This window comes from Streptomyces sp. KR80, from assembly GCF_052245555.1.
Classification (GTDB): Bacteria; Actinomycetota; Actinomycetes; order Streptomycetales; family Streptomycetaceae; genus Streptomyces.
The window spans coordinates 82966-106814 of the sequence record NZ_JBQQCD010000014.1 but is presented as its reverse complement, the minus strand read 5'-3'; the positions used below and the strand labels follow the sequence as shown (position 1 = coordinate 106814).

General features: G+C 70.8%; 19 protein-coding genes, 1 tRNA gene and 1 pseudogene. 6 read left to right on the top strand and 15 right to left on the bottom strand.

The window, feature by feature from the left end:
• Positions 1-69: 69 nt before the first annotated feature.
• Positions 70-1581, bottom strand: coding sequence for an MFS transporter (locus ACTWQI_RS20170; RefSeq protein WP_443272342.1), 1512 nt, complete (start codon positions 1579-1581; stop codon positions 70-72).
• A 273-nt stretch (positions 1582-1854) separates the two neighbouring features.
• On the opposite strand from ACTWQI_RS20170, the gene ACTWQI_RS20165 reads away from it, so the two are divergent.
• Complete coding sequence (locus ACTWQI_RS20165; protein ID WP_443272340.1) at positions 1855-3024, top strand: GDSL-type esterase/lipase family protein; 1170 nt, start codon at positions 1855-1857, stop codon at positions 3022-3024.
• A gap of 106 nt (positions 3025-3130) precedes the next feature.
• On the opposite strand, the pseudogene ACTWQI_RS20160 reads toward ACTWQI_RS20165, so the two are convergent.
• The 5 genes and pseudogenes from ACTWQI_RS20160 to ACTWQI_RS20140 all read right to left on the bottom strand — a co-directional run.
• Positions 3131-3652 (bottom strand): annotated as a pseudogene (locus ACTWQI_RS20160) (flavin monoamine oxidase family protein); the annotation flags it as partial.
• 183 nt (positions 3653-3835) lie between these two features.
• A complete protein-coding gene (locus tag ACTWQI_RS20155; RefSeq protein WP_443272338.1) occupies positions 3836-4996 on the bottom strand; it encodes an RNA-guided endonuclease InsQ/TnpB family protein in 1161 nt (386 codons plus the stop codon).
• Between the two features lie 333 nt (positions 4997-5329).
• Positions 5330-6412 (bottom strand): YeiH family protein, encoded by a 1083-nt coding sequence (locus tag ACTWQI_RS20150; RefSeq protein ID WP_443272336.1) that lies wholly within the window; start codon positions 6410-6412, stop codon positions 5330-5332.
• A gap of 292 nt (positions 6413-6704) precedes the next feature.
• Positions 6705-7283, bottom strand: a complete 579-nt coding sequence (locus tag ACTWQI_RS20145; protein ID WP_443272335.1) for a cysteine dioxygenase — start codon at positions 7281-7283, stop codon at positions 6705-6707.
• A gap of 100 nt (positions 7284-7383) precedes the next feature.
• Positions 7384-8289: a LysR family transcriptional regulator gene (locus ACTWQI_RS20140; protein WP_443272334.1), complete on the bottom strand. Its 906-nt coding sequence runs from the start codon at positions 8287-8289 to the stop codon at positions 7384-7386.
• Between the two features lie 264 nt (positions 8290-8553).
• Here ACTWQI_RS20140 and ACTWQI_RS20135 point away from each other — a divergent pair, with 264 nt between their 5' ends.
• The 3 genes from ACTWQI_RS20135 to ACTWQI_RS20125 all read left to right on the top strand — a co-directional run bounded on the left by ACTWQI_RS20135 (position 8554) and on the right by ACTWQI_RS20125 (position 10174).
• The gene (locus ACTWQI_RS20135; protein ID WP_443272332.1) at positions 8554-9027 is read left to right on the top strand and encodes a hypothetical protein; all 474 of its coding nucleotides are present in this window, start codon (positions 8554-8556) and stop codon (positions 9025-9027) included.
• Positions 9028-9121: 94 nt separating this feature from the next.
• On the top strand, positions 9122-9994 hold the full coding sequence (locus ACTWQI_RS20130) for an alpha/beta fold hydrolase (RefSeq protein ID WP_443272330.1): 873 nt from the start codon (positions 9122-9124) through the stop codon (positions 9992-9994).
• A 105-nt stretch (positions 9995-10099) separates the two neighbouring features.
• Positions 10100-10174, top strand: a tRNA-Cys gene (locus ACTWQI_RS20125).
• 293 nt (positions 10175-10467) lie between these two features.
• Here the strand turns inward: ACTWQI_RS20125 and ACTWQI_RS20120 are convergent.
• The gene (locus tag ACTWQI_RS20120; protein WP_443272328.1) at positions 10468-10857 is read right to left on the bottom strand and encodes a hypothetical protein; all 390 of its coding nucleotides are present in this window, start codon (positions 10855-10857) and stop codon (positions 10468-10470) included.
• A 70-nt stretch (positions 10858-10927) separates the two neighbouring features.
• On the opposite strand from ACTWQI_RS20120, the gene ACTWQI_RS20115 reads away from it, so the two are divergent.
• On the top strand, positions 10928-11842 hold the full coding sequence (locus ACTWQI_RS20115) for an IS982 family transposase (RefSeq protein ID WP_443272327.1): 915 nt from the start codon (positions 10928-10930) through the stop codon (positions 11840-11842).
• 159 nt (positions 11843-12001) lie between these two features.
• Positions 12002-12502, top strand: a complete 501-nt coding sequence (locus ACTWQI_RS20110; RefSeq protein WP_443272449.1) for a tetratricopeptide repeat protein — start codon at positions 12002-12004, stop codon at positions 12500-12502.
• 301 nt (positions 12503-12803) lie between these two features.
• On the opposite strand, the gene ACTWQI_RS20105 is transcribed toward ACTWQI_RS20110, so the two are convergent.
• The 8 genes from ACTWQI_RS20105 to ACTWQI_RS20070 form a co-directional block, all read right to left on the bottom strand.
• Positions 12804-15137, bottom strand: a complete 2334-nt coding sequence (locus ACTWQI_RS20105; RefSeq protein WP_443272326.1) for a xanthine dehydrogenase family protein molybdopterin-binding subunit — start codon at positions 15135-15137, stop codon at positions 12804-12806.
• Positions 15138-15174: 37 nt separating this feature from the next.
• The gene (locus tag ACTWQI_RS20100; protein WP_443272325.1) at positions 15175-16983 is read right to left on the bottom strand and encodes a 2Fe-2S iron-sulfur cluster-binding protein; all 1809 of its coding nucleotides are present in this window, start codon (positions 16981-16983) and stop codon (positions 15175-15177) included.
• The gene (locus ACTWQI_RS20095; RefSeq protein ID WP_443272323.1) at positions 16980-17900 is read right to left on the bottom strand and encodes an FAD binding domain-containing protein; all 921 of its coding nucleotides are present in this window, start codon (positions 17898-17900) and stop codon (positions 16980-16982) included. Before ACTWQI_RS20095 ends, ACTWQI_RS20100 begins: the two co-directional genes overlap by 4 nt.
• A gap of 288 nt (positions 17901-18188) precedes the next feature.
• Positions 18189-19910, bottom strand: coding sequence for a beta-N-acetylhexosaminidase (locus ACTWQI_RS20090; RefSeq protein WP_443272321.1), 1722 nt, complete (start codon positions 19908-19910; stop codon positions 18189-18191).
• 5 nt (positions 19911-19915) lie between these two features.
• Positions 19916-20782, bottom strand: a complete 867-nt coding sequence (locus tag ACTWQI_RS20085) for a carbohydrate ABC transporter permease (protein WP_443272319.1) — start codon at positions 20780-20782, stop codon at positions 19916-19918.
• Positions 20779-21771, bottom strand: coding sequence for a carbohydrate ABC transporter permease (locus tag ACTWQI_RS20080; protein WP_443272318.1), 993 nt, complete (start codon positions 21769-21771; stop codon positions 20779-20781). The genes ACTWQI_RS20085 and ACTWQI_RS20080 overlap by 4 nt, the downstream gene beginning before the upstream one ends.
• Before the next feature lie 4 nt (positions 21772-21775).
• Complete coding sequence (locus ACTWQI_RS20075) at positions 21776-23080, bottom strand: extracellular solute-binding protein (protein WP_443272316.1); 1305 nt, start codon at positions 23078-23080, stop codon at positions 21776-21778.
• A gap of 478 nt (positions 23081-23558) precedes the next feature.
• Positions 23559-23846 (bottom strand): DUF3039 domain-containing protein, encoded by a 288-nt coding sequence (locus tag ACTWQI_RS20070; RefSeq protein WP_443272314.1) that lies wholly within the window; start codon positions 23844-23846, stop codon positions 23559-23561.
• Positions 23847-23849 lie beyond the last annotated feature (3 nt).

Here is a 23849-nt window from a genome sequence, read left to right as displayed (position 1 = left end):
TGGGACCGCGTTCCGGCAACCGTGGTGCCACAGCCGTGGTGCCACAGCCGTCGACGTCGGCACGGCGCATCATCGCCGGGTTCTTGTCCTCAGCCTGGTCGTGATGTACGTGCCCACCAGGGCCGAGGCCGCCATCGTCAGATAGACCGCGGCGAAGGCCAACGGTCGGCCCGTACCGCCCCCGTCCGCCGCGGACACCGCGTGCGCATCCGCCGCGGCCGCCCCGCCGCCGAGCGCGGCGAAGAGGACCCCGCCCGTCCCCACCAGGGTGATGTTGCCGAGGGCGTCGGAGACTTGGAGCGCCGCGGAGTTGCTGCCCGCGTCCTCGGGCCGGGAGAGCTTCAGCAGCAACACGCTCCCGCTGGCGATGATCAGCCCCATGCCGAAGCCGCCGACGGCCCACGCGACGGCGACGCTCCAGGCAGGGACCCCGTCGTGGAGCGCGAGCACCGTCCCCGCGATGGCTAGCGCGATGACGACGGTGCCGATGGTCATCAGCCGCTCGCGGTACGGCTCCAGGCGCGCCCTGCTCTGCACGTACGAGCCGAGTGCCCACGTCAGCCCACAGGCGGTGAGCGAGAGTCCGGCCTGCGTCGCCGAGAGCCCGCGCTCGGTGACCAGCATCAGCGGTACGAACGTCTGCGCCCCGAAGAAGGAGCCGGTGGCGACGCCGCGCAGCAGGATCACGGAGGGGAGTCCGCGCGCCGCCCGGAACGTGCCCTTGGGGAGGAGGCGCAGCACGCACGGGAGGAGCAGGACGAGCCCCGCGACGGCCGGCGGAAGCGTCGTCCAGCTCGCACCGTCCTCGGACAGGCCCTGGCCCGCGAACTGCAGCAGTCCCGCACCGGCGGCCACGGCCAGCGCGAGGAGGATGCGGCGGCGGTCCATGGTGGGGGCGCGCTCGTCGTCGGGGAGCCCGCGCAGGGCGGGCAGCATCACGGCCAGCGGCGGGAGGACGAGGACGGGGATCGCGAGGAACACCCAGCGCCAGCCGAGCCGTTCGGTGACTGTCCCGGCGACCAGGGGTCCGAGGATGACCGGCAGCACCCACGCCGCGCTGAACGAGGCCATCACCGCGGGTCGCAGCCGCTCGGGGTAGGCGCGGCCCACCACCACGTACAGCGCGACGATCACCAGCCCGCCGCCGATGCCCTGCACGCTGCGCCCCGCCACCAGCGTCCACATGCTCTGCGCGGTGCCGGAGATCACGAGCCCGGCGCCGAACGCCGCGATGCCGGCGAACAGCGGTGCGAGCGGGCCCCGGCGATCGCACCACTCGCCGGACAGGACCATGGCGAACAGGCTCGCCGTGAAGAAGCCGGAGAACGCGAACGCGTAGAGCCCGATGCCGTTCAGGTCATGGGCGGCCACAGGCATGGCGGTGGTGAGCGCGCTCGCCTCGAAGGCGATGAGGGAGACCACGGAGACGATGCCGAGGGTCAGGGCCCGGAAGGGGCGGCTCAGGACGGTGACGGTGCTCGCCGGCGTGCCGTCGCCGGGATATGCCCGGGAGGCGGAGTGGGAGACGGCGGCATCAGTGGCGTCGGCGGCATCGGCCTCGCCCGGGTCGCGAGCGGTCATTGCGCCAGCGTAAGGGCCATGGGCGTCGACTGCGCCTGTCGCTGGGCGGGGCAGCGCATCGGTCCTTGGGCCTAGGCCACGCGGACTTCCGCGAACAGCGCGGACGAACGCCGGGCATCGCAACGAAATGCTGCAGCTACCTTGTGGTAGCCCACTGGCATATGCCAAGTTGCTGCCCCACCGGCCGGCGGTCGCCCCCTACCCCCCTCATCACCCCGCACTGGCGCATGCCGCTGAGGCATGCCGCCGACAGGGCCGTCCGCAGGAGCACCCGTGAGACCTTCCGGCAGACGCGGCAGCAGATCCCGGCGCCTTGCCATCGCCCTTGCCATCCCCCTCTCCATCACCGCGGTGACGGTCCTGGCGGCCGTCCCCTCCCAGGCCGCCACCCCCAGCGGGCCCACCGCCATCGTCTCCATGGGCGACAGCTACATCTCCGGCGAAGCCGGCCGCTGGCAGGGCAACAGCCTCACCAACAGCGGCAGCCGGGACGGCACCGACCGGGCCTGGACCGGCAGCGGCTACGACCCGACCCAGGTCTACGGCGAGACGTACGACAACGGCTGCCACCGCTCCGACTCGGCCCCGGTCCACAGCGCCACCGACACCACCGAGGTCAAGCTCAACATCGCCTGCTCCGGTGCGACGACCGAGCACATCTTCCGCTCGTCGAACGGCGGAAAGCCGTACAAGGGCGAATCGCCCCAGGCGGACCAACTGGCCACCATCGCAGCGAACTACAACGTCAAGGTGATCGCGCTGTCGATCGGCGGCAACGACCTGGACTTCGCGGGCGTCATCGCCAAGTGCGCGGCGGACTACACCTTCTTCTACTCCTACTGCCACGACGACCAGCAGCGCGCGGTCGACTCCAGGATGGACACCGCGATGGCCGCAGTCGGCACGTCCATCGACGAGATCCGCGCGGTGATGTCGGCGAACGGCTACACCGCCGCGGACTACCGCATCGTGCTGCAGTCCTACCCGTCCCCGATCCCACGCTCCACGGAGAACCGGTACCCGGAGAGCGGGTGGAGCCGCGTGGACACCGGCGGATGCCCGTTCTGGGACGCCGACGCGGACTGGGCCCGGGACTCGCTGGTGCCGCAGATCGCGAGCGGCCTCAAAGCCGTGGCCACCGCCAAGGGCGCCCAGTTCCTGGATCTGCGGGACATGCTGCAGGGCCGGGAGGTCTGCTCGACCGCGACCCGCCACGCCACCGCCGGCCAACCCCCGTCGCCGACGGCCGGCGAGTGGGTCCGCTGGATGGAGGTCAGCGGAACCCAGGGCCGACCCCAGGAGTCGATGCACCCCAACTACTACGGCCAACTCGCCCAGGGCCGCTGCCTCTCGCTGCTCTACGCCAGGCCCACCGGCAGCTACGCCTGCCGCAACTCGGCAGGCGGGGACGCTTCCGGGATGTACCTCTCCTCCGTGTCCTGACACACCGCCCGGCCGCCGCCCGGTCTGCGCCGGGCGGCGGCCGGACTCAACCGGGCACCGGATACGGGGGGACCTTGCCCGGCGTCCTTTCATCCGCAGGACTCGGTCAGTCCTGGGCTTGGTGCACATCCAGGGCCGCGCGTACGGCCGACTCCAGCGCCCCTTCGATCCATGCCGGCTTGACCGAGGTGTGGTCACCCGCGAAGTACAGCGGGCCCTCCCGGCTGCCGATGTCCTCGAGGAGCTCGGTGTGCTGTCCGGGGAGGAGGACCGAGGCCTCTCCGTACGCGTACGGGTCCCGCAGCCAGCTCTGGGTGCGGCCGGCGCCCGTGTAGAAGACCTCGATGCGCTGTCCGTACACCTCCTGCATGCCGCGCAGCGCGAACGGATAGCGCGCGTCGTCGTCGAAGGAGTCCCAGCGCAGGGCGTCGTCCGCCCAGCTGTACGAGGCCAGCACCACGCCTCCGGCACTGCCCGGCACCCGGTGCGAAGGGTTGAACATGAAGCGGTTCGGATTGTCGGTGACCGACCCGCCGCCGATCACACCCGCCGCCTCGGGCTGGTCCCGTGAGACCCAGCGGTTGGCCGCGTAGTGCACGCGCTGCGCCGGGGAGATGTGCCCGGGCGGGCGGCGGTGGCGGCACCCGCCGTGAAAGCAAGGCCGGTGACGGCGGCCAGGCCGGCTCCTGCGGTCAACTTCTCGGCCCTAAAGGACCGAGCTTGTTGGCTCAGTTCCTTCAAGCCAGGTCGCGCTCCCGACTGCCCCCTACGACAGGGCGGTCACGGGTCGCATCCACCACAAGGAAGGCGTTCACGTCCCTTGCAGTGCGGGTCCGTTGACAAGGACCCACGCCGAGCGTGCACGGTTGCGCACGTTGACCCCGGCGACGACGTCGGCCGGGCCAGCGAGCCCGCACCGACGACAGCGGAAGTGATCCCGAGTGGGCCGGTTGGCTCGGTCCGTGTGCCCGCAGCGTGGGCACATCTGGGAGGTGTAGGCCGCGTCCACCCACATCACCGGCACCCCGGCCCGCTCGGCCTTGTACGCGATGTACCGGTCGAGCTGGTGGAACGGCCAGGAGGAGAGCGCGGCCCGCTGGTCGCGGCCAGGCCGTACCCGGTCACGGATACCCCGGAGCTCCTCCAGGGCGATCCCGCGTCCGGTGCGTTTCGCGACGGCCACGCACTCCTTGCTGATCGCGTGGTTGATGTGCGCGGCGTGCCGCGCTTCCCTCTTTGCCCGCCGCTTCAACCGGCGCCTGGCGGAGCGGGTCTGCTTGGCCTGCAGCTCGGCCTTCTTGCGCGCCTGCCACCTGCGGTAGCGGGTCAGCCTCCGGCCGGAGTAGTGGGTACCGTCCGAGGTGGTGGCGAGGTTGACGATGCCACGGTCCAGACCGATCCAGTCCACCGGATCAGTGTTCAGCGGCTCGGATGGCACTTCGCACACCGCGACCAGGAACCACTTCCCGTCCCGGGACACCAGATCGGTTTCGCCTTTGCGGAACGCGGCGAGCGTCTTGAGCTGGTCAGGGGAGCCCACGAACCGCAGGCCCTTGAGTCGCCCCGAGGTGGTCCAGATGCTCACCGTCCCCGCATCGTGCTGCCAGGACAGGATGCGGTCATCGAACGGCTGCGCCGCATCCTCCCGGAACACGATCGGCTTCGAGGTCGCCTTCCCCCGGCGCTTCGATCCCTCCGGGCCCAAGCGCCCGGCGCCCACGTTGGCGCGCAGCGTCGCGTAGGCGTCCACGACCTTCTTCACCGTGCGCACAGCGGCCTGCGCTCCGAGACCGAACTCGGCCTTCAGCCGGCCGTAGACAAGCTTCTGCAAGTCGTTCCGCGAGGTCACGCCCTTCTCGAACGCGACCGCGGACACCATGTTCGCCCCGGCGTTCACCGTGCACAGGGTTGCCCCAAGAGCCGACGCCTCATCCGGCGTCGGCAGCAGCTTCACCTTCATCACGATCTTCACCCCTGCAGGCTAGAAGGAGGCACTGACAGTGCCCGCTGACCTGCCAATTCGCAGCATCCAAGGACGCTTTCCTCCCGGCCCGAAGGACCGGACCTCCATTCGAGAGGCCCGGTGAAGTTGCGGCGGGAGAGGTGCTCGATCTCAACGGACGTGTTGTCAGGGCAACTTGACCTTATAGCCCCTTGTGTACATATCGACACGAAGGGCTACCAGGGCGCGAAGGTGATGTTCACCCGCACGGGCCGGGAGCCCACGCGGGGTCGGTGGAGCGGCAGGGCGAGCTGCCCGTCGAGGCGGCGGCTGAACGGCCCGCTGGACGACGGTGGAGCAGGGTCAGGCGGTCAGCAGCACACCCGTGTACGACGTCGCGGCGACCACCACCCACGCGCCGAGGCCGAGGGCGGCGACCCGTCCGCCGGTACGCGTCAGCGACGGCAGGTGAACGGCGCTGCCGAGCCCGAACAGCGCGGCGGCCAGCAGGAGTTCCTGGGCGGTCTGCGCCGCATCCAGTACGGCTCCCGGAACCTGACCCGTGCTGCGCAGCCCCACCATGGCCAGGAAGCCCAGGACGAACAACGGGACCAGAGGCGGCCGTCGCGGCGCCGCACCGCTCGGTCGACGGTCGCGCCACCAAGCGACCTTCGCAGCGCCCCACCGACGCTTGAGCCGACGCTCGGGAAGACCGTCACGCAACCTGTCGCTCCGGCACGCACGCCGGCACGCACGCCGACGCCGCACCGCGACCGCCATCGCCGCGACCAGCGGCGCGAGCAGCGCCACCCGCATCAGCTTGACGAGGACCGCCTCGCCGAGCGCTCCCGGCCCGCCGGCCTGGGCGGTCGCCACGACCTGACCGACATCGTGCACGCCCGCGCCCACCCACCGGCCGAACTGCGCATCGCTCAGCCCCAACGGCTGCTGGAGCAGCGGCAGTACGGCGATGGCGAGCGTGCCGCACAGCGTCACCAGCGCCACGGACGTGGCCGCGTCCTCTCTGTCGCTGTCACTCACCTCGCTCACCGCGCCGATCGCCGAGGCGCCGCAGATCGCATACCCGGTGGCGATCAGCAGCGGCTGGTCGCCCGGCAGCCTCATGCGGCGGCCCAGCCACCAGGTGCCGAAGAACGTGGCCACGACCACGCCGAGCACCATCGTCACCGTTTCCCAGCCGAGACCGAGCACATCGGCCAGGCTCAGCTTCAGCCCGAGCAGAACGATGCCGAGGCGCATCAGCCGCCTGGCGGCGAAGGCGAGCCCTGGGCGGGCGGGGCCGCGTACGAGGCCTTGCACCCTGGGGAGATGAGCCGCCGTGATGCCGAGCACGATGGCCGCGGTCAGCAGCGGCACGGCCGGAACGAGCCGGTGCACCGCCCAGGCGGCGACGACGCCGAGCGCGGCCAGCGCGAGCCCGGGCACGCGCGCATACCTGGTCCTCCCCGGTGACGGGCCTGGCCCCTGCCCCGATCTCGGTACCGACCGTGACGACTCGGCCCGACCCGGCCCCGCGGATTCCCCAGCCTGCCGTGGTTCCGGTGGGTGTCGGGAGCCGCTGACCGGCCCCGGTACGCCACCGGATATCCCCGCCGGCGTCCCGCCGGGGGGCTTGCGGCTGCCGCCGGTGCCGGTCAGTGCCATGGCCGCGCCACTCCCCGGCTAGGACGGCGGGTGCCTCCGCGCCCCGGAACGCGCAGCATCACCCCGCGCGGGGTCACAGCTCGCCGTGCGGCGTGTCATAGACGCGCCGGACGCTCGAGCCGAGGCGGGAGACGTCCGCGCCGTAGACATGGATCGAAATCGCCGTCGACGTACCGGCGTTGCGTACCTGGTGGATGTCGCCGGGTGGCGCGAAACCGCTCACCGCGCCCTGCAGGTTGAGCACGTCCTCGGTGACCACCAGGCGCGCGGTCGCGTAGTCCGACACCAGTCGGTAGCGCCGCTCGCTCTCCACTCCCTCGTGGACGCCGGTGACGCACCACGAGACATGGTCGTGAATCGGCGTCCGCTGCCCGGGCAGCCAGACCAGCGCGACGAGCGAGAAGCTGCCGTCGCGTTCGACGTGCAGCACATGCTGGCGGTAGCGCTCCGGGTCGCCTTCTCGCTGCTCGGCGGTGAGCAGGCCGGGCGCACCGAGGAACGGGGCGAGCCGCTCGGCGACCAGCTGCGCCGTCATGTCGGGTAGAAGGCCACGCCCGACCGCCTCCCGTACGTCCTCGACGAGGGAGTCGAGGAGTGGGGGCGTACGGGATCGGGCGGCGGTAGTCGCTCCGGAGGCGGCAGGCGTGGTCATGGCCGCAGCGTCCTGCCGTCCGATCCATCGCGTCCAACGACGGTTTCTTCGCCCCCGCCAACGCCCGCTTATGGGAGCGCGCACTGGTCACGCGCGCAAGTCAGCAGCCGATCCGCGCCGCGGCCACCGCCTTCAACTCGTCGAGCACCAAAGCGGTCGCCGGAATGCGCAGGTGCTCACGCAGGGCGTAGGCCGACACCTGCCGTCTGGTGTGCGGTTCGACGGCCCGTCCAGTCACCTTTTCGTGGCAGAGGAAGGACAGCACCAGCGCCGGCATCATGGCGACGCCCACCCCGGCCGCGACCAGGCTCTGCACGACGAGGTTGTCGTCCGTGGTGAACGCGATGTCCGGCACGAAGCCCTCCTCGGCGCAGGCGTGGAGGAAGTTGGCGCTGCAGCGCGGGCAGCCGGCGATCCAGCGCTCCTCCGCCAGATCCCGCAGATGCACCGCCCTCCGCCGGGCCAGCGGATGACCGGTCGGCAGGAGCACCGTCAGCAGGTCCTCCATCAGCCGGAACTCGACCAGCTCAGCCGGCACCTCGGCATGCATCCCGGGGTAGGTGAACGCGAGGGCGATGTCGCACTCGCCGCGCACCAGCCGCCGCAGCGACTCGGGCGGCTCGCCCTCGTACAACTCCAGGTGCACACCGGGGTGTCCGGTGGTGAGCCGGGCGATGGCCTCGGGTATGAGCGTCGCGCTCGCGCTCGGGAACGCGCAGATCCGCACCCGCCCCGAGCGCAGCCGCGCAATGGCGTCCAGCTGCTGCCGCGCGGTGGACAGGCTGTCGAGGATGGCTTGCGCATGACGGGCCAGCGCCTCTCCCGCCTCGGTGAGCTGCATCTTGCGGCCGACGCGGGTGAACAGCGGGCTCCCGACGTCTCGTTCGAGAGCCTTCATCTGCTGGGTGATGGCGGGCTGGGTGTACCCGAGCGACCGGGCGGCCGCCGAGTACGAACCAGCCTTGATCACCTCATGAAACGTCTTGATGTGCCGGGATTCGAACACGCGGGAATCATAAGCAGACATTGGGAACGGCGACATTTCCTCGACCCGATACTTTTCGGTCACAGCCGCGCGAAGCGGCGCCCACCCGTTCCGGGGATCACGGCCCACACCCTGGTGCCGCTCAGGGGCGCCTCGGCCATCGGCGACTCCCCAGGCCCCACTCATGGGAAGCTGTTCCGTCAGCCGGCGTCGCGACTGCGCGCCCCGGAGTGGAACCAACGGTGCCGCTGGTGTCTCTTGTCAGGGCGACACATGGGGGATTGCGTGATCGACTTCGTTTTCGTGTCCGTGCCCGGGCTGATGGCAGCCCTCGGTCTCTGGGTGGCAGCTCGGACAGTCCTGCATCATCAGCGGCTCAGGGCCGCCTGGGGCAGTGGGCTCACAGCCGAGGCCCGCTGTCTGCGGGCCTACACGACCACCAGCCGCGGCGGTGAGCACCATGTCCACACGACGCAGCACCACGTCTATGAGTTCACCGACCGCGCAGGCCGGACCGTGCGATTCGAGGAGCAGGACGGCCCCGGGACGACGGTCGAGGGCGACGTCGTCGTCGTCCACTACCCGGCGGACCGGCCGGAGCGCGCCACCGCGGTTCCGCCTCACGGGTCCAAGGTGCTGATCCGCACCGTGCTGACGTTGGCCTTCCTGAGCGTCTTCATCGGATTCTGCGTCTTCTTCGCATGGTCCTACCTGGACGCCTTCGCGCAGGCCGACGACGCATTCCCCGATACGCCCTGACCGCCCGTCACGCCTCGGCTCCCGAATTCGGACCGCAGCGCCAGGCGGTCACAGATGCGAGGGCGCGCCACCGGTCGGGTAGATTCGGGGCGATATGCCGCACTACCGCTCGTACGACGACAGTGAACTGCACTACCGCGTGCTCGATGCGCGCGACGGCGCCGCCGCGCCGCCGCTCGTGTGCCTGGCGGGCGGGCCCGGTCGGGACGCCGGCTATCTCGGGAACCTCGGCGGGCTCGACGGGCACCGGCCCCTCGTCCTGCCCGACGCTCGCGGCACCGGCGGTTCGCCCCCGACCGCCGACCCGCGCGAATACGCCTTCCCGCACCTCGCCGAGGACGTGGAGGCGCTGCGCGCGCACCTCGGGCTCGAACGATTCGCCCTGCTCGCCCACGACGCGGCGGCGGCGACCGCGCAGGCGTACGCGGCCTCCCACGGCGAGCGCCTCTCCCATCTGGTGCTCCTGTGCCCCGGCTCCCGGCTGCAGGGCGAGCTCCCCGAGGACGCCCGGGAGATCTTCGAGTCCCGGATCAACGAGCCCTGGTGGCCGGACGCCTCGGTCGCCCTGCAACGGCTCGCCGAGGTGTCGGACTTCGACGAGCTGCGGGAGCTTCTGCTACGGGTGGCGCCGATGGCGTACGGCCGCTGGGACGAAGCCCAGCAGACGCATGCGCAGGCGGAGGGCTCGCAGCTCAACCCGGTCCCGCGGGCGGGTTTCTGGCAGGGCGTCGACGAACCGGCGCGTCGCGCGATCCTCGCCCGGCTCCGGGAGGTGGATTGCCCGGTGCTGGTCGTCACCGGCGACCGGGATGCGGTGACCGGGATCCGAGCGGGCGAGCTGGTGGCGGAGTCCTTCCCGCACGCCGTACTGCGGCCGCTGCACGGCGTCGGCCATTACCCCTGGGTGGACGAGCCGGAGATGCTGGTCCCGCTCGTGGAACAGTTCCTGACGGCCTCCAGGGGCTGAGTGCGCGCATCTGTGAACGCCATATGGCATTCGTATGGCACGGCGCGCGTTTTCATTGATTCGCCGGGAACGCGCGCTTACGGTCGACGTCGAAGCACAGCACACGGCCGTGTGCCCGAGTGGTTGAGGGGCTCGCCTGCAAAGCGAGTTACGCTGGTTCGATTCCAGTCACGGCCTCCATCGGCCCAGCGCGCTGAGCTGCCAGGATCAAGGGGCGGGGCTCATGCAGAGCTCGCCTCATGATTCCTCTTGGTCTCAAGATTGGTCTCGGTTAGCCAGTACCGGGGCCTGGAAGTCCCCCGTCGTGAATGTGACTACGCACCTCAGTAACGAGCCTGCTGCAGCCCCGGCTTGCTAGATGATCAATTCCAAGGGATGCCTGCGGAGGGTGTGGGGTGGGCGGCGGCCGAAGCCACCGCGAGACGGTCAGGTGGCGGGCTGCCGGCCCTGGTTGTCGAGGTGGCAGCGGGCGGTCAGGCGTCAGGGTCGACTTCGGGGTGCGTGAACCGCACGGGCTTGCCCAGCGACCGGGCGTAGGCGATTTCGGCTCGGGTGCTGTCTCCGATGTAGTCGCCGACTACGAGCACCTCATCAGCGAGCCGGATCTTCGCCCGATGCAGATCGTCGAGTCGAACCTTCAGCGCCTCGGCCTCGACAGGATCGGACCAAAGTTCGTGCAGCGACTTCATGTCACAGCCCGGTTTGACGACAATCTTTCCGGCTTTGGTCTCCCGCAGATCGGCCTCGGTCATCTCGGTCATGAAGCGGGTGGAGCCGCAGATCACGACGATACGCGGGAAGCTCAACAGCTTCTTCGCGTCGGCGAGCTTCTCCTCGGGGGTGAGCAGTTGCGGGCATGACACTGGTTCCTCCTGGTGGTGTGGTCCAAGGGGTGCCTGCGGAGACGAGAACGAGGGTGTCCAAGATCGTTTTGTGACGAACGACGTGGACACCCTCGCGACAGCACTCTATGCGACGACCGACGACATGCTGAAGGAGCATCCCGACCTGGCGCCGTGGCGCCCGCCGGTCGGCATTACGCCCCGCCTGAGCGATGCCGAACTGGTCACCCTCGCCACGATGCAGGCCATACTCGGCTACACCTCCGAGGCCAAATGGCTCCGCCATGCCCGTGCCCACCTGCGCCACCTCTTCCCCTACCTGCCCCAGCAGCCCGGCTACAACAAGCGGCTGCGCAAGGCCGCCGGTCTGATGCGAAGCGTCAACCGGATCCTGGCCACCACCACCTCGGTGTGGAGCGACGACGTATGGGTCGTGGACTCCACCCCGGTGGAATGCGGCCGCTCCCGCGAGACCGTCAAACGCTCCGACCTGGCAGGTTGGGCCGAATACGGCTACTGCGCCAGCCACAGCCGCTTCTTCTGGGGCCTGCGCCTGCACCTGGTCTGCACCCTTCAGGGCCTGCCCATCGCCTTCGCCCTGACCGGGGCCAAGGCCGACGAACGCGAGACCCTCCTTGACCTCCTGGCAGCCGAATGCGAGCTTCTGCGAGAGCGCCCCCGACAGACTCTCATCGGCGACAAGAACTACTTCGGCCGTGGTTTCGAACGCGAACTGCCCGAGCATGGAGTCCAGTTGCTGCGGCCTGCCCGTAAAGGTGAACGGGAACGGCCTGGCGCAGCCCTGTTCAAGCCGCTGCGACAGGTCATCGAATCGATCAACGAGACCTTCAAGGGGCAGCTTGACCTCGAACGGCACCGAGGGCGCACACCCGGAGGTGTCATAGCCCGCGTCATGCAACGCATCCTCGCGCTGACCGCCGCGACCTGGCACAACGACGCCACCGGACAACCCGTCCTACGCTCACTGATCGCCTACGATCACTGACCCCTTGGAATAGATCATCTAGGCGGCGCGTCGGCTGGACGTGACAGTCTCGAAGCACAAGGCGGGGCTGCCCACTCTCGTACGGCAGCATTTGATGCCACCGATGCGACCCTCATGGCAACGCTGATCGCCTGGTACCGGACCTGCCACGATGTGCGCATGACCTCAGAGAGCAAGGAAGTCCTGCTGGCCGAAGCCATCCGGCTGCGTGACCAGGGACGCCTCGAAGAAGCCCGAGAGCACCTACTGGCCCTGGCCACGAGATTTCCCGACGACGCCGAAGTCGCCTACCGCACAGCCGCCATCCACGACCGTCTGGGACTGGAATCGGAGGCTGTTGCCCATTACGAACGCTGCCTGAGCGGGACCGGGCTCTCGGACGAAAACCGCCGCGGCGCCTTCCTCGGCCTCGGAAGCACCTACCGTGTGCTCGGTCGGTATGCGATGGCCGTCGACACCCTCCGTCTCGGCGTATCGCAGTACCCGGACGACGGGGCTCTGCAGACGTTTCTGGCGATGGCCCTGTTCAACATCGAGCGTCATCACGAAGCCATGCAGATCCTGCTGACGCTGCTCGCCACCACCAGCCATGACCCTTACGTGCAGCAGTACCGCCGGTCCATCGAGCACTACTCCAAGGACCTCGAAGAGACCGCGTGATCCTCACGCCCCGCCCTGGGCCGGGCCACGGCACGACGATGGCAAAGATCTCGTTGGGGCCTTGCGTCTGCCCTGGTGGGCGGCCTGACGCCGGTGACCCAGGCCGGTGGCCTGTGCGTTCTCAGTAGCGATTCGCGCTGGGCAACAGGAAACCCCACGCGTTCTGAGGGAAGCGAACCCTGAATTCGTTTCGAGCTGCGGCTCGGTGCCCGAACGCAGAGCGGATCCACCCATTTCCCGGGCGGCGCCGGGAAGTTCGGGGTGCGCGGCCCGGCCCGTCCGGGGGGTGCGGCGAGAGGCGTCAGCGCGGGGGCGTCGCGACCGTGGCCTGGGGGCGGATGGGGAGGCGGTTCACCGGACGGCCGGTGGCCGCCCGGACGGCCGCTGCGACCGCCGCCGGGGAGGTGACCACCGGCACCGCGCTCGCCGCCTTCGCCCCGAACGGCGCGACGACGTCCCGCTCCTGGACGAGCTTCACGATCCGGATGTCCGGCGCGTCCAGGGCGGTGGGAAGTGCGTAGCCGGTCAGGTCCGGCCGGCGGACCACGCCCTTCGACGTACGGAGGTTCTCCGTGAGCGCCGCGCCCACCCCTTGGGTCACACCCGCTTCGATACGGACCGCCAGCTGACGCGGGTTCAGCACCCTCCCGACGTCCTGCGCCACCGACATGTCGACAACGCGCACCGTGCCGAGCTCGACGTCGACGTCGACCACGGCACGCACGGCGCAGAAGGCCATGCCCACGAATGCGTCGCCCTGGCCCGTCTCGTCCAACGGTTCGGTCGGATGCGGGCGGCACTGCGCGGTGGCCCACAGCTCCTTGCCGTCCAGTGTCTCCGCGACCGTCGTGCTGAGCACTCCGTCGTACGAGGTGATCTTGCCGTCCGCGATCGACAACAGTTCCGTAGACATCCCGAACTTGTGTGCCAGCGGCTGGAGCAGCTGCGTACGCACCATCTTGGCGGCCCGCTCCACCGCGCCGCCCGAGACCCAGGTGTGCCGGCCGTGGCAGGCCGGGCCGGCCGGCGGCTGGTCGGTGTCGACCGAGGCGACGTGCACCTCCTCGACGCCCAGCACCTCCTGGACGATCTGCCGGGCGAGGGTGGAGAAGCCCTGGCCGGTCTCGACGGCGGCGCAGATCACCGTCGCCTCGCCGCCGTTGACCCGGACCGTCGCCGTCGAGACCTCGTCCGCGCCCTCGGCGCCGAGCATGTGCACCATGCCCAGCGCGTAGCCGACGCCGCGCCGGACCGCGCCCGGCTCGCCCGCGCCTTCCGGGCCGCCGGGCAGCAGCCAGTCCTCCTCCGGGGCGTCCTTAGGCAGCGGGGGCAGCGGTGCGTCCCGTACCGCCTGGAGCAGTTCGGCCACCGGCGCCGGGCAGGTCACCGTCTGGCCCGTCGGCAGCAGGTCACCGGTGGCCATCACATTGCGCAGCCGCAGCTCGACCGGGTCGATGCCGAGCTTGGCGGCGAGTTTGTCCATCTGGCCCTCGTACGCGGCGCACACCTGCATCGCGCCCTCGCCTCGGACATGTCCGGACGGCGGGTTGTTGGTGCGCACGACCCAGCCCTCGACGAAGGCGTGCGGCACGACGTACGGGCCCGCGGCGAAGGCGACGGCCGCGGCGAGGGAGTCGGCGGACGAGTCCGCGTACGCGCCTCCGTCGAGCAGGATCTGCGCCTCGACCTTGATCAGACGGCCCTCGGAGTCGGCGTGGTGGCGGTAGCGCAGCAGGGTGGGGTGGCGGTGGGCGTGGCCGAGGAAGGACTCCTCGCGGGTGGCGGCGAGCTTCACCGGGGAGCCGGTCTTGAGGGCGAGCAGACCCAGCGGCAGCTGCATGCCCGGGTCCTCGCGGTCGCCCATCGCCCCCGGCACGCCGGTGACGACGACCTTCACGCGCTCGGGCTCGAGCCCGAAGCAGGCAGCGGCCAGCTCGCGGTCGGCGTGCGGATCGGTGGAGGCGGTGTAGATCTCCACGCCGCCGTCGGGCCGGGGCACGGCGAGCCCGGCCTCGGCCCCGATGGGGGCTGGGTCCTGGCGCCCGATCCGGTACAGGCCCTCGACCACGACCTCCCCGGTCACGTCGGGATCGCCGTAGCGGAGGGGGATGTGGCGGATGAGGTTGCCGTCGGGGTGGAGCGGCTCGGCGGCGAAGGCCTTCTCCGGGTCGGTGACGGGCTCCAGAACCTCGTAGTCGACGGCGATGGCGGCGGCGGCGAGGCGGGCGGTGTCGGGGTGGTCCGCGGCGACGGCGGCGATCGGCTCACCGTGGTGGCGGACCAGGTCCTTGGCGAAGACCGGGCGGTCGGCGACTTTGCGGTCCCCGACCTTCCGGCCGTGGCAGGCGTCACCGGGTACGTCCTCGTGGGTCACCACGGCCCGTACGCCGGGCATCTCGGCCGCCTGCGAGGTGTCGATGGAGACGATCCGGGCGTGCGGGTGGGGTGAGCGGAGGACGGCCGCCCAGAGCAGGCCCTCGGCCCACAGATCGGACGCGTACGGGAAGGTGCCCGTGGTCTTGGCCAGCGCGTCGGCGGGCGCGACGGACGCGCCGAGGCCGTGCGCCGGGGACTCGACGGAGTCCGTCGGAGTGCCCGCGGCCGGGGTCGCGGTGGCCGCGTCAGGACCAGTCATCACGCCGCCCTTTCCGCTACGAGAAGGTTGTGGCCGCTCATGCCGAGTCCTCCGCGGGGCGGGCCTGCTGGGGGATGCGGGGGGTGTCCGCAGGTTCGGCTTCGGACTCCGGCTCCGCCGACTCCGCCCGGCTCTCGACGACTTGGCGCACTGCGTCCAGGACGCCTCGGTAGCCGGAACACCGGCACAGGTTGCCGCAGATCGCCTGCCGGGTCTCCAGCTCGGTCGGGGCGGGGTTGCCCTTGAGCAGGTCGTGGACGGTCATCGCCAGGCCGGGTACGCAGAAGCCGCACTGGACGGCCCCGGCGGCCGCGAGCGCCCGCTGGACGTCGGAGGGGACGCCGTCGGCGGCCAGGCCCTCGACCGTACGGATCTCGCTGCCCGCGGTGGTCGCCGCCGGCACCAGGCAGGACGCGACGAGCCGCCCGTCGACCTGGATGGAACAGGCGCCGCACTCGCCCTGGGAGCAGCCGTCCTTGGCGCCGGCGAGGCCCAGGCGCTCGCGCAGGACGTAGAGCAGGGACTCGCCGATCCAGGCGTTGGTGACGGGGCGGTCGGCGCCGTTGACGGTCAGCACGTAGGACGCGTGCGGATGCTCGCTGTGCGGCTCGGCCGACCCGGGCCCGGTGGCTTCCGCGTCCTGGGGGGCGGCCTCATCGGCGTGGTCCTGCACGCCGGTGGCCTCGGCGGCAGGTGCGCCGCGCGTGCCGCTCGCGGTGGCGTCGGCGCCCGAGTCCGTGTCCGCCTGCGCCGCGTGGGCGGTGTCCGTCGACGCGGCGGAGCCGGTGGCCGTCCCGTCGGTTGTCGCCTCGGCCCAGTCGTGCGCGGCCGGTCCGGCACCCGTGACCCTGTTGATCGCGTCCTCGGCCGCGTGGCCCGACAGTGAACGGCTGTCGCCTGTGGGGTCGGCATCCGGGCGGTCGTCGGTGCGGCCGGGGTGGGTATGGCCCGGCAGTTCGTCCAGGGCCGCGGGCTGCCAGCTCTCGCCGGAGGGTCTCGGCCAGGCGCGGCTCGCGTCGTCGGCGGGGGCGTCGGTACGGGAGTCGGTGCGCGGGCCGGCGCCCCCGCGGGGCGCGGCCGAGGGGTCCGCGACCGGCGGATCTGCGTCGGGGACCGGCCAGGGGGCCGTCGGCGCCGAGGCCGTCGTACGCCAGTCGCCCTGCTCGCGCGGGCTCCGCGCCGCCCCGCCGTTCGGCGACGCCTCCGGCGCGTCGGGCAGCCGCTCCCCTGCCCGAGAGCCCGGCCACTGGGCTCCCGTACCTGCCGGGCTCCCAGTCCCCTCCCCGGCGTACCACTGCTCACCGCCCGCAAGGGGCGCGCCGTTGCCGTACGGCCCCGCCCCGGCCGTACCCGTGCGGCCGTCCATCAGGTATTCGCCGGATTCGTCCACGGAGTCGTCGGCGGCGGGAGGGATGCGCCACTGGCCCGTGGCGCCGTCGTCACCGCCGGGGGTGCCCGCCTCGCCCCAGCCGCCGTCGCGCCGGCCCGGGGCCGGCCCGGGGTCGCGGCGGGGGCCCATGCCGAGGGGGCGGCGGGGGCTCGGGTCGGCGAACGGCATGGTCCACTGCCCGGTCGCTGCCGGGTCGGCCGAGGCATGAGCTCTTGGAGCCGCGGACTCGGCGGGGGGCGACGGCGGCCCGCCGGGCGCCAGGGGCGGTGGCACGTAGCCTTGGCCGGGCGCGGCCAGCGGATCCGACCCCGGTGGCATGGCGGACGGGTCGAACATGCCGTCCGGCAGCTGGACGAAGGCCGTGGCCTCGGAGTCGTAATCGCCGCCCTGGGGTAGGGGCTGCCAGCCCTGCTCGGGCTGCCGCCGCTGCGGCTCCTGCGGCTGGTCCGAACTCATGCGAGCGCCCTCCCCAGTGCTCGGCGGGCCAGTGCCGCCACCGTACGCCGCAGGTGCAGCACGGCGGGTGGCAGAGCAGCCGGTTCGGCCCCTCCCCCGGCCTCCGGCATGGGGGACCCCATCTCGGGTGGCGGGTCGGGGATGCAGGCGGCGGCGACGTACTCGCCGAAGGCCGCGCACGCCTCGGGCGGGAGCCCGCGGTCCCCGTCCCAGTCGATCAGCCCGGCCACCCAGCGCTCGGCCTCCAACGGCCGCAGCGGCATCGGCGCCACCGCTCCGACCGCACACCGGACCTCGCGCCGCGCGGGGTCGAGCACGACCGCGGCGGACGCGGTCGCGCGGCCCGGCCCCGTACGGCCGGTGGCCTTGAGGAACGTCTGCGGAGCGTGCAGCAGCGGCACCCGGACGAAGCCGACGATCTCGCTCGGCCGCAGCATCTCCATCCCTGCCAGCAGATGGCTGACCGGGATCTCGCGGCGCGCCCCTCCCGGCCCGGCGATGATCAGGGTGGCCTCGAGGGCGGCGAGCACGGGCAGCGCATCACCGGTGGGGGCCGCGGTGACGATGTTGCCGCCGAGGGTGCCCGCGTTGCGGATCTGCGGCGGTCCCGCGGCCCGCGCCGCGGCGGCGAGCGCGGGAATCAGCGCCGCGAAGTCGGGCCGTCCCATCCGCGCATGGGTGAGGCCGGCGCCGAGCAGGGCGTGGCCGTCCTGGTACTGCCAGCCACGGATCTCACTGATCCGGCCGAGGCCGACGAGCCCAGCGGGCCGCAGCAGGCCGGAATTCACGGCGGTCATGAGGTCGGTACCGCCCGCGACGGGCACCGCGGCGGGCATGGCGGCCAGCGCCGCGACGGCCTCGTCGAGCGAGACCGGCAACGTCACCGTCTGTGCCGTCTGCGCTGCGTGCGTGGTCAACCCAGCTGCCCCTTCCCGGTGTCCCGCCTGTTCGCCGTACGGTACGTGCTCACAGTCCGGACGTGGCAACTCTGGCACATCTTCGCAAGACTCCGGCACAGGGGTCCGCTAGGAGACGTTCGTCACCTAGCGGGGAAATAGCCCGTTTTTTGACCTTCCACCCTTACCTGCGGGTTGCCGCTTTCGCGGATTTTTCCGGAGGTTTCCACGGAGCCTTGCGCAGCTTCTGCCGTGTGAGGATCCACGGTTCCAGGGGCGTGCAGCGCCGGTGAGCGCCTTCCGCGCGGCTCACACGATCGGGGGCGCTCCCTCGATCGGGCGTCCGAGAGCGACGCCTTCGGGCGCAGGCCGCCGCTGCCAGGGCCGTGGCCCGGACGGCGGGCGGTAGTCGACCCCGAGGGCGTCGAGCCGGGCGTAGTGCGCGGCCATCCGGGCTTCGAAGGCGGCGAAGTCGCGTTCGCCGGGGGCCGGCAGCTCGGACCAGACGACCTCGGCGAACGCGGCGAGCCGCGGGAAGACTTGGTAGTCGACGCGCTGCCGGGTCTCCATCACTTCGGTCCACACATTGGCCTGGGCGCCCAGGACGTGGGCGGCCTGCTCGGGCGTCAACTGCGGCGGCACCGGCTCGAATCGGTAGACGTCCTCCAGGGTGCGGACAAAGCCGATGGGCATCGGCTCGTCCTCGCCCGGAGCCTGCCGGTGATCGAGATACACCTGCTGCTCGGGGCACATGACGACGTCGTGGCCGGCCTGCGCGGCGGCGATCCCGCCCGCGTAGCCGCGCCACGACGACACGGCTGCGCCCTTCCCGAGGCCCAGCTCCGTCGTCTCGCCTCCGGGCGCTCCGACCCGGCCCTCCAGGATCTCGTCCCACCCGATGAGCCTGCGACCGCGATCAGTGAGCCAGCGGTCGAAGTGCCGGATGAACCAGCTCTGCAGCGCATCCTCGTCCGCCAGTCCGAGCTCCTTGATACGGGCCTGGGCGGTCGCGGACGCCTTCCACTGGTCCTTGGGGCACTCGTCGCCGCCGATGTGGATGAACGGGGAGTCGGCGGCCGGGAAGAGGTCGAGGACCTCCTCCAGCACTCGCTCGTAGAAGCGGAGGGTGTGGTCGGTGGGGGCGAGGACGTTGGGGTTGACGCCCCAGGTGTCCCAGACGCCGAGGGAGGACGTGTCGACGACATCCGTGTTGCCGAGGTCCGGGTACGCGGCGATGGCGGCCTGCGAGTGGCCCGGAATGTCGATCTCGGGGACGACGGTGATGTGCCGCTCGGCGGCGTACGCGACGATCTCGCGGATGTCGTCCTGGGTGTAGTAACCGCCGTGCGGCCGCTCGTCCCAGAGGGGGGACGCCCGGTGCCCGTACTTGGTGCGCTCGCGCCAGCCGCCGACCTCGGTGAGCCTGGGATACCGCTCGATCTCGATGCGCCAGCCCTGGTCGTCGGTGAGGTGGAGGTGGAAGACGTTGAGCTTGTGCGCGGCGAGCAGGTCGAGACAGCGCAGGACGCCGTCCTTGGGCATGAAGTGCCGGGCGACGTCGAGCATCAGACCCCGCCACGCGAAGCGGGGTGCGTCCCGGATGTCGCAGAACGGCAGCCGCCACTGTCGACCCGGGAGCGGTGCCCGCCGGAACGCGTCCGGGCCGAGCAGCTGCCGAAGCGTCTGTGCCCCCCAGAAGAGTCCGGCCGGACCGCCACCGACCAGGTCGACGCCGGTCTGCGTCACCGCCATCCGGTAGCCCTCCCGGCCGAGGTCCTCGGCGACCTCCGGGTGGACGGACAGCCGGATGGCCCCGTCCCGGTCGTCGTCCCGACGGTCCTCCCGATCGCCGCGGGAGGGCAGCGGAAGGCCGGTCGCGGCACCGAGTTCGCTGCGCAGCCAGCGCTCGGTGCCGCCGGCTCCCTCGCCGGCAGTCAGCCGGGTGCCGGGGCGCAAGGCGAAGCACCCGCCGTCCCCATGTCGGTGTGCGCGGGCCGGGGCGGGGATGAGGAGCTCGGCCAAAGGTCCCATCACAGTCAGTCCTTCACCGCACCGCCGAGTCCGGAAACCAGGCGGCGCTGTACGAGGACGAAGAAGACCAGCACGGGAACGGTCATCACGGTCGACGCCGCCATGATTCCGCCCCAGTCGTTCTCGTCGGGTTTGAAGAAGACCAGCAGCGCCATCGGCAGCGTCGAATTCTCCGTGGCGCTGATGATGAAGGACTTCGCGAAGAGGAAGTCATTCCAAGCCGAGATGAAGGAGAAGACGCTGGTCGCCACTAGTCCTGGGAAGACCAGCGGGAAGAGGATCTGCCACAGGAAGCGGGAGCGGCTCGCGCCGTCGATGTACGCGGCCTCCTCCAGCGCCTCCGGCACGGCTTTCACGAAGCCCCGCAGCATCCAGATCGCGAAGGGCAGGGAGAACGCGATGTGGGGCAGGATCAGCGATCCCAGCGTATTGAGACCCACCCCCGGCACCGTGTTCCCGAGGTCCCGCATCAGGAAGAACAGCGGAATGGTCAGTGCCTCGATGGGCACCATCTGCGCCACGAGGAACATGATCAGCAGCGTGGTACGGAACCGGAAGCGGAAGCGGGTGACGGCGGTGGCGGCCAGAAAGGCGATCAGCGCCGAGGCGAGGACGACCGTGCCCGCCACCATCAGGCTGTTGACGAAGTAGCGCCCGAAGTCCTGCTGTTCGAAGACCCGGCGGAACGCGTCGAGCGACGGGGCGAGGGTCCACGGCCGCGGCTCGGTGGACTGCACTTCGCCCGCCGGTTTGAAGGCGGAGAGCACCATCCAGTAGAGCGGGAAGGCGACGACGGCCGCGACGATCAGGGCGGTGGCTTCGGCCGCCAGCCGCCACGGCCGCTGGATGCGCAGGAAACTCGCCGTGCTCACAGTTCATGTCCTTGTCGTCGCAGGAGCCGCAGATAGCCGAGCGTCACCACGAGCAGGATCAGCAGCATGACGACACCGATCGCCGAGCCGAGGCTGTACTGCGAGGACGCGAAGGCCTTCTGGTAGGCGTAGACGTTGAGGACGAGGTTCTGGCCCGCGATGCCGCCGCCACCGGTCATCACGTAGATCTGGGTGAAGACCTTGAAGTCCCAGATGACGGACTGGATGGTGACCACGACCAGGATGGGCCGGAGCATGGGAGCCATCACGCTGCGCCAGATCCGCCAGGTCGAGGCGCCGTCGAGCGAAGCGGCCTCCAGCACCTCCGACGGGATGGCCTTGATGCCCGCGTAGAGGGTCACCATCACGAACGGGAAGGAACACCAGACGACCTCGAACAGCACCAGCGCAAAGGTGCTGTACCGGTCGTACGTCCAGGAGTAGTCGGCGAATCCGCTCAGTCCGAAGAAGGTGAGCACCCGGTTGACCGGACCGAAGTCGGGGTCGAAGAGGAAGACCCAGACGGTGGATCCGGTGATGGCGGGCGTGGCCCAGGCGCCGAGGGCGGCGAGCATCAGGGCCAGCCGGGGCACGGCCCGTACCCGGGTGAGGAGAACGGCCAGCGCGCAGCCGACGACCAGGGTGGACAGCACGCACGCCGCCGCGAACAGCACCGTCGCGAGCAGCACCTGCCAGAACTGGCTGTCGCCGAAGAGCGTGGCGTAGTTGTCCAGGCCCTGGAAGGAGGTCGGCTCGCCACCGCTGACCTGGGCCTGGGTGTACTCCAGAAACGAGATGAGCCCGAGCTGATAGATCGGGTAGATGAGCAACCCGCCGAGGACGACCAGCGCGGGGGCGAGATAGAGCCAGGGCGTCCACCCATCGTGGCGCCGAGCGCGCACGCGGCTGTTACGAGGCGGCGCCGGAGCCGGGGCCGCCACGGGCTGCTGCTGCCCCGTGGCGGCCGGCATGGTGACGTTCTGGGACATCGCCTCAGCCCGTTGCGGCGAAGGCGTCATCCATCTTCTTCGCCGCGCCGCTCGCGGCCTCCTCGACGCTCTTGTCGCCGCGCACGACCTCCTGGAACATCGTCGGCAGGACGAGGGAGCTGTCGATGGTCGCCCAGGCGGGCGAGGCCGGGACGAAATTGGTGCCGGAGTCGAGCGTCTTGACGAAGGGCTTGACGAACGGCTCCTTCTTCGCCACGTCCTCCCGGACGTCCGGGTACGTCGGGAGGAAGCCCATCGCGTCGAAGAACTGCCGCTGCGTCTCCTTCCCCGCCAGGGACTTCATCAGGTCGACGGCCAGCGTCCGGTGCGACGAGCTCCCCAGCACGCCGAGGTTGTTGCCGCCCGCGAAGGCCGGAGCGATCTCGCCCTTCTTGACGCCGGGCAGCGGCACGACCGCGTACTTGCCCTTGACCTTGCCGTCCTCCATGGCCTGGTGGCTGAAGTCGCCGCCGATGGCCATGCCCGCCTTGCCGGAGGCGAAGGCGGTGACCGTGTCGTTGCCGCCCATCTCGGCGCACTTGGCGGCGGGACAGTTGTCGTCGCCGAACAGGGAGGTGTACGCCTTGATGCCCTTGCGGGCGGCCGGGCTGTTGATGGCGGACTGGTAACGGCCGCCCTTCTCCGTGGCCAGTTCGCCGCCGTTCGCCCAGATGAAGGGCATCGCGCCGTAGGTGTATGCGCCGCCGACCACGAGCCCGTAGAGCTCCGGGCGCTTCTCGCGGATCTTCTTGGCGGTTTCGATCAGCTCCGCCTGCGTCTTGGGGGCGTCGAGGCCCAGATCCTCGAACACATCGGTGCGGTAGTACAACGCCCGTACGCCGACGGACAGCGGCGCGCCGTACACCTTTCCGTCGACGGTGACGGACTCCTTGGCCGTGGGGTCGGTGTCCGCGGCCTCGTCCCAGGCCCCGAACTCCTTGCTGACGTCCGCGAGTCCGCCGTCCTTCACGTAACCGGCGGTGTCGGTGTTGCCGTACTCGATGAGATCGGGGGCGCTCTTCGGGTCGTTGAAGGCTGCCTTGATCTTCTGCGCACGGGTTTCGACAGGTATGTAGTCGACCTGGACCTTCGCCCCCTCGTGCTGCTTCTCGAAGTCGGCGACGGCCTTGTCGACCACCGCCTCCTTGGGCTTGTTGTTGACCTCTTGGAAGAGCCAGACACGCAGGGTGCCGCTCTTCTCATCCGAGGATGCGCTGTCCTCGGCGGTGGACGGGGCGCACGCGGTGGCGGTGAGCCCGGTGAGGAGGAGGGCCGCCGTCGGGGCGGCGAGGCGGACGGAGAGCTTCATCGGAAGAACCCCCAACGGCTCGTGTTGCAGTATGCGCAACGGGCGTTTCGTACTGCACAACACGGAGGAGGCTAGGCAGGCATCACCGCCGCGACAAGAGGTCTCTACCACTTCGTGACCGGCCGAAGCATCATGTGCAACGGAACGGCCGCCAGAGGCGCGCGGTGCGCGGCCTGACGGCCGTACGGGAACCCGGCGGGCGGGAATCAGCCGGGCGAGCGGAACGACGCCGACTCGCGGGGGGAGGAGGACGTCAGCGCCAGGCCCTGCTCCGCCGACCCGGCACCCGCCTCATCGGTTCTGGCAGTCGTCGCCGTCGGGGGCCGTACGCGAAGTGCTGCGTGGCAGGGCCTGCGGTGTGTTGCACACCACAGGCCCCGGCGCGTCACCGCGCCGGGGCCCGTCGGCCATAAACCGCGCTGGGGGCACGCCCCCTGGCTTCGCCGGGGGGACCCTCACCCAGCGGCAGCTGGGGGAGTTACTTGTCGCCCTTGCCGCCCTTGTCCTTGTCGCCACCGGCGCCCATGGACTCGTAAATCTCTTTGCACATCGGGCACACCGGATACTTCTTCGGATCGCGCCCCGGGACCCAGACCTTCCCGCAGAGCGCCACGACGGGGGTGCCGTCGAGCGCGCTCGCCATGATCTTGTCCTTCTGTACGTAATGGGCGAAGCGCTCGTGGTCACCGTCGCCGTGCGACACTTGCGGCGTCGGCTCTACGAGGGTGCCGGTCCCTGCCCCGCGCTCGGGCTCAAGAGTGCTCATGCC